Origin of the sequence: Brevundimonas sp. (assembly GCF_018608325.1) — a bacterium.
Taxonomy (GTDB): Bacteria; Pseudomonadota; Alphaproteobacteria; order Caulobacterales; family Caulobacteraceae; genus Brevundimonas.
The window spans coordinates 1-4,488 of the sequence record NZ_JABAZW010000086.1; the positions used below are offsets into that span (position 1 = coordinate 1).

The window sequence follows — 4,488 nt, forward strand, 5'->3', positions numbered from 1 at the left end:
TTCAAGGGCCGGACTCTAGCTCCGCGTGGAGGAAATTCTCAGGGGCACGTCACCTACGCTACGGTGAGCGATCTGAGCTTGACTGCGAATTTCGGTACTGGGGTCGTCACAGGGTCGGCTTCGAACTTCAGGATGATCGACGCAAACAAAGAGTCGTCGAGTCCGCCGCACAGTCTGAACTTCAATATCAACGCCACCATAGCCGGTTCGTCGTTCTCCGGTACTGCTACCGGGTCGGCGATGACAGGCTCTGTCGCTGGTGCCTTTTATGGTCCGGGCACGCCCACTGAGGCAGCGATTGGATTCTCGCTAAATGAGACCGGCGGCGGTGGAAAATTGGTCGGGGTCGGTGGCCTAAGAACAAAGTGACATCGCAGTCGTTTCGGCGATGCGCGCAATTCGTAGCGTTCTTGTTCATCATCTCGCAGACCTCTCAGGTTCAGGCCTCGAGTGATGCACAGCAGTCTTCTGAAGCCGCTTCCGTGCCAGTACGCGATTTCGCCTCGTCATTGGCTCAGGCGCTGGCGGCTGGTGATCTGCGTACAGCATTGGCGCTCCTGGACACGAGACCAGACATTTCGGAGAGTGCGGACGGTATTCGACTGAAGGCGGCGCTTCTGGCCCGATTGGGACGAAACGACGAAGCGATGTCGCTTCTCGAAGGCTGGATGGCCGCGAACGGCGACGATGCGTTAGCGCGGTTTCAAGTCGGAGAAATCCATTTTGCCACCGGTCGCCTGGGGCCTGCGAGACTGTCGTACCGTCTGGCGCTTTCGGGGGCGCTAGATCCAGTGCGCAGGAAGATCGTGCAGGAGCGCCTGGCAGAGATTGAAACTGCCAGAAAACTTCGCATCTCGATCACGGCCTCTGTGGCGCCGGACAGCAACTTGAATAACGCCACGAGCGCCGGAACCGTTGATCTGTTCGGTCTACCTTTCACATTGTCGGAAGACGCGAGGCGGCAGTCAGGGGTGACGGCGTCGATGGCCGTAGCTGTCGAGCGTAGGTGGCCCATTAGTGAGTCGCTTTCTATTCAGGCCGGCGGATCGTTCTTTGTTCTGGACGCGCCAGGTCGAACCTTCGATCAGCACCAACTTAATTTATTTATCGGTCCTGAATTTCGTTCTGGGATCAGGCATTCGATAAGCACGGTAGCGACGTATCGGGAGATCAGCCTGGGTGGAGCGCCCTTTGAAACTGCGCATGGGGTTCGCGTTTCAGGAGCAGTCTATCCGGACGCGCGGACGGGACTTGCCGCCACGGCCTATATCGACAGGATCGATAACAGACTCGTAGACGACCTTGATGGTTGGAGCGCCGGTCTTCAGCTCAACCGTACGCGTTACCTAGGGCCGAATGCTCTATGGCGTGCCAGCTTGACGACTGCATCATATGATCTGCTTGGGGCGGAGGCAGATTACCGCCTCGTCCAGATAGCAGCGGGTCGGCTCACGCCCATGCCATTTGGCGTATCAGCCTATGTCGAGCCCTATGTAAGGCGTCGTGCATATGAGCGACCATCGACTGTCTTCGGCGTCCGTCGCGATGATCGTGAGCTCGGTCTCACGCTACGGCTTTCAAAGCGAAACCTGATCGTCCACGGCGCCTTTCCCTACGTCCAGGTCGTTGCATCCAGGTCGTGGTCGAACGTGTCGCTTGGCGATTATTCACGACAGAGACTTGAGTTCGGGCTGACCCGGGACTTCTGAAAACGGGAAGCTCTGCTCACCTTCTCCCGAACAACTTCTCCAGATCGTGCAGCTTCAGCTCCACGTATGTAGGCCGTCCGTGGTTGCACTGGCCTGAGTGCGGGGTGGCTTCCATCTGGCGGAGCAGGGCGTTCATTTCGGGGGCGGACAGGACGCGGCCTGAGCGGACGCTGCCGTGGCAGGCCATGGTGCCGCAGACCTCGGCCATCCGCTCCTTGAGGCTCAGGGCCGCGCCGTGTTCGGCCAGATCATCGGCGATGTCGCGGATTAGGCCCTGAACATCGGTGTCGCCCAGCAGGGCCGGGGTCTCGCGCACCAGAACGGCGCCTGCGCCGAAGGCCTCGACGATCAGGCCCATTTCCGCCAGTTCATCGGCCTTGGCGGCGACGCGCTCGGCCTCGGCGGGGTCCAGATCGACCACCTCGGGCGTCAACAGCGCCTGACGGGTCACGGAGCCTTGCGCCATCTGGACCTTCATCCGCTCATAGACCAGACGCTCGTGCGCGGCGTGTTGGTCCACGATGACCAGGCCGTCGCGGGTCTGGGCGACGATATAGTTGGCGTGAAGCTGACCCCGCGCTGCGCCCAGCGGGTAGTCGAGGGGGTCCTGTATGGCGGTGGCGAGTGGTGAGTGGCGGGTGGCGAGGTCGTTGGGTTGAGCGGGTTGCGAGGTCCATGAGGGGGCGTCCCACGTCGGCTCGACGCGGGCGCTGCGTTCGTTGAGGCCGGGGATGATCTGGGCTGCGGCGGCGGGCTGGGACCAGCCGGTCCAGCCGCTGAAGCCTTGGGCGGAGGGCGATGAGGGGCTGTAGGCGGCGCCCGTGTTCAGGCCGGTGTGGGGCTGGAACCCCGACAGGGCGTCGGCGGCGACGGTGGTGGAGGCGCGGTGGCCTGCTGCGTGCAGCGCATGGCGCAGGGCGCCGACGATCAGGCCGCGCACCAGCGCCGGATCGCGGAACCGCACCTCGGCCTTGGCCGGGTGTACGTTGACGTCGACGAACAGCGGATCGATCTCAAGAAACAGAACGGCGGCGGGGTGGCGGTCGCGCGCCAGGAAGTCGGCGTAGGCCCCGCGCAGGGCGCCTTGCAGCAGTCGGTCCTTCACCGGGCGGCCGTTGACGAACAGGAACTGGTGCGCCGCATTGCCGCGTGAATAGGTGGGCAGGCCCGCATAGCCGGTCAGGCGCACGCCGTCCCGCTCCTGATCGATCAGCAGGGCGTTGGCCTCGAAGTCGCGACCCAGCAAGGCGGACAGGCGTTTCAGGCGACCCTCGTCGCCGGGGTGTTCGGCGGGCAGGCGCAGGGTGACCTTTCCATCTAGCGACAGGGTGCAGGCGACGGCCTCATGCGCCATGGCCTGACGCTTGATCTCTTCCGAGATGGCCATGGCCTCGGACCGTTCGGACTTCATGAACTTGAGGCGGGCAGGGGTGGCGTAGAACAGGTCGCGCACCTCGACCCGCGCGCCATGCGGACCGGGGAAGGCGGCGGGCGACAGGGGGCGGGTGTCGCCGCCCTCGACCTGAATGGCCCAGGCCTCATTCTCGTCGCGTGAGCGGGTGGTGATCGACAGGCGCGCGACCGAGCCGATGGAGGGCAGGGCCTCGCCCCGGAAGCCCAGCGTATGAATTCGCAGCAGGTCCACGTCGCCCGCGTCATCCGGCTCCAGCTTCGACGTGGCGTGGCGTTCGATGGCCAGCGGCAGTTCGGCCTTGGGGATGCCCTTGCCGTCGTCGGTGATCAGGATGCGCGACAGGCCGCCGCCGTCCGCCTGAATCTCGATGTTGGTCCCGCCCGCGTCGAGGGCGTTTTCGACCAGTTCCTTGATGGCGCTGGCGGGCCGTTCGACCACTTCACCAGCGGCGATGCGATTGACGGTTTCGGGGGAGAGGCGACGAATGGGCATGAGGCCCGAAAGATAGGCGCGGCGACGGATTCGCGCCACGATCAATGATTATTCTAATCGGCAACATTCACTGTTGCAAAATGCGCCAGGGCCGCACTAGATAGTTCGCACTAATCCGTTTGAAGGAACGCTCCATATGAAATTTGGTCATATCGCCGCCCTGTCGGCGCTGGCTCTGCTGGCTGCATGCAACCGTCCGGGCGAGGCCCCTGCCGCTGCACCTGCCGCCACCGCAGAAGCGCCGGTCACGCTGAAGGCCCCGGCTGGCGACTATGCGCTGGACCCCACCCACGCCACGCTGCAGTGGTCGGTGCTGCACAATACGATTTCCCACTACACGGCGCGCTTCGACAAGCTTGAGGCGACCCTGACGCTGGACCCGGCCAATCTGGCCAACTCCAAGATCACGGCCCAGATCGACCCGGCGTCGGTCAGCGCCTCCTATCCGGCGGACTACAAGGCGTCGCACGCGGCGACCGGCTTCTCCAGCTGGAGCGATGACATCGCCAACAACGTCAAGTTCCTGAACGCCAAGGCCTTCCCGTCGATCAGCTTCGTCTCGACCTCGGTGAAACAGACCGGCGCGCGCACGGCGGACGTGACGGGCGACCTGACCTTCCTGGGCCAGACGCACCCGGTCACGCTGAAGACCACCTTCAACGGCGAGATCGAGCGTCACCCGTTTGCCCAGGTCCCGGCCGTCGGCTTTGCGGCAGAGGGCACGTTCAAGCGTTCGGACTTCGGCATGGCGGTCGGCCCGGTCGGCGACGAAGTCACCATCCGCTTCGACGGCGAGTTCATCCAGAAGGCGGCCCCGGCCGCTCCGGCGAACTAAGACGAACATAGGGGCGGCGGGTCGAACGGCTCGCCGCC

At 63.9% G+C, this 4,488-nt stretch carries 4 protein-coding genes; 3 read left to right on the forward strand and 1 reads right to left on the reverse strand.

What is annotated here, in order from left to right; all coding sequences use genetic code 11:
• Together QZ281_RS08650 and QZ281_RS08655 are read left to right on the forward strand one after the other, a co-directional pair.
• Positions 1 to 369: transferrin-binding protein-like solute binding protein (locus tag QZ281_RS08650; protein ID WP_292227220.1), on the forward strand; the 369-nt coding region annotated here is incomplete at its 5' end.
• 41 nt (positions 370 to 410) lie between these two features.
• The gene (locus tag QZ281_RS08655) at positions 411 to 1,709 is read left to right on the forward strand and encodes a surface lipoprotein assembly modifier (RefSeq protein ID WP_292227222.1); all 1,299 of its coding nucleotides are present in this window, start codon (positions 411 to 413) and stop codon (positions 1,707 to 1,709) included.
• Between the two features lie 16 nt (positions 1,710 to 1,725).
• On the opposite strand, the gene mutL is transcribed toward QZ281_RS08655, so the two are convergent.
• Positions 1,726 to 3,615 carry a DNA mismatch repair endonuclease MutL gene (gene mutL, locus QZ281_RS08660; RefSeq protein ID WP_292227262.1) on the reverse strand — a complete coding sequence of 630 codons (1,890 nt, stop codon included), beginning with the start codon at positions 3,613 to 3,615 and terminating at the stop codon, positions 1,726 to 1,728.
• A 136-nt stretch (positions 3,616 to 3,751) separates the two neighbouring features.
• Between mutL and QZ281_RS08665 the strand changes: the two genes are divergently transcribed.
• Positions 3,752 to 4,450 (forward strand): YceI family protein, encoded by a 699-nt coding sequence (locus tag QZ281_RS08665; RefSeq protein WP_292227225.1) that lies wholly within the window; start codon positions 3,752 to 3,754, stop codon positions 4,448 to 4,450.
• Positions 4,451 to 4,488: the final 38 nt, after the last annotated feature.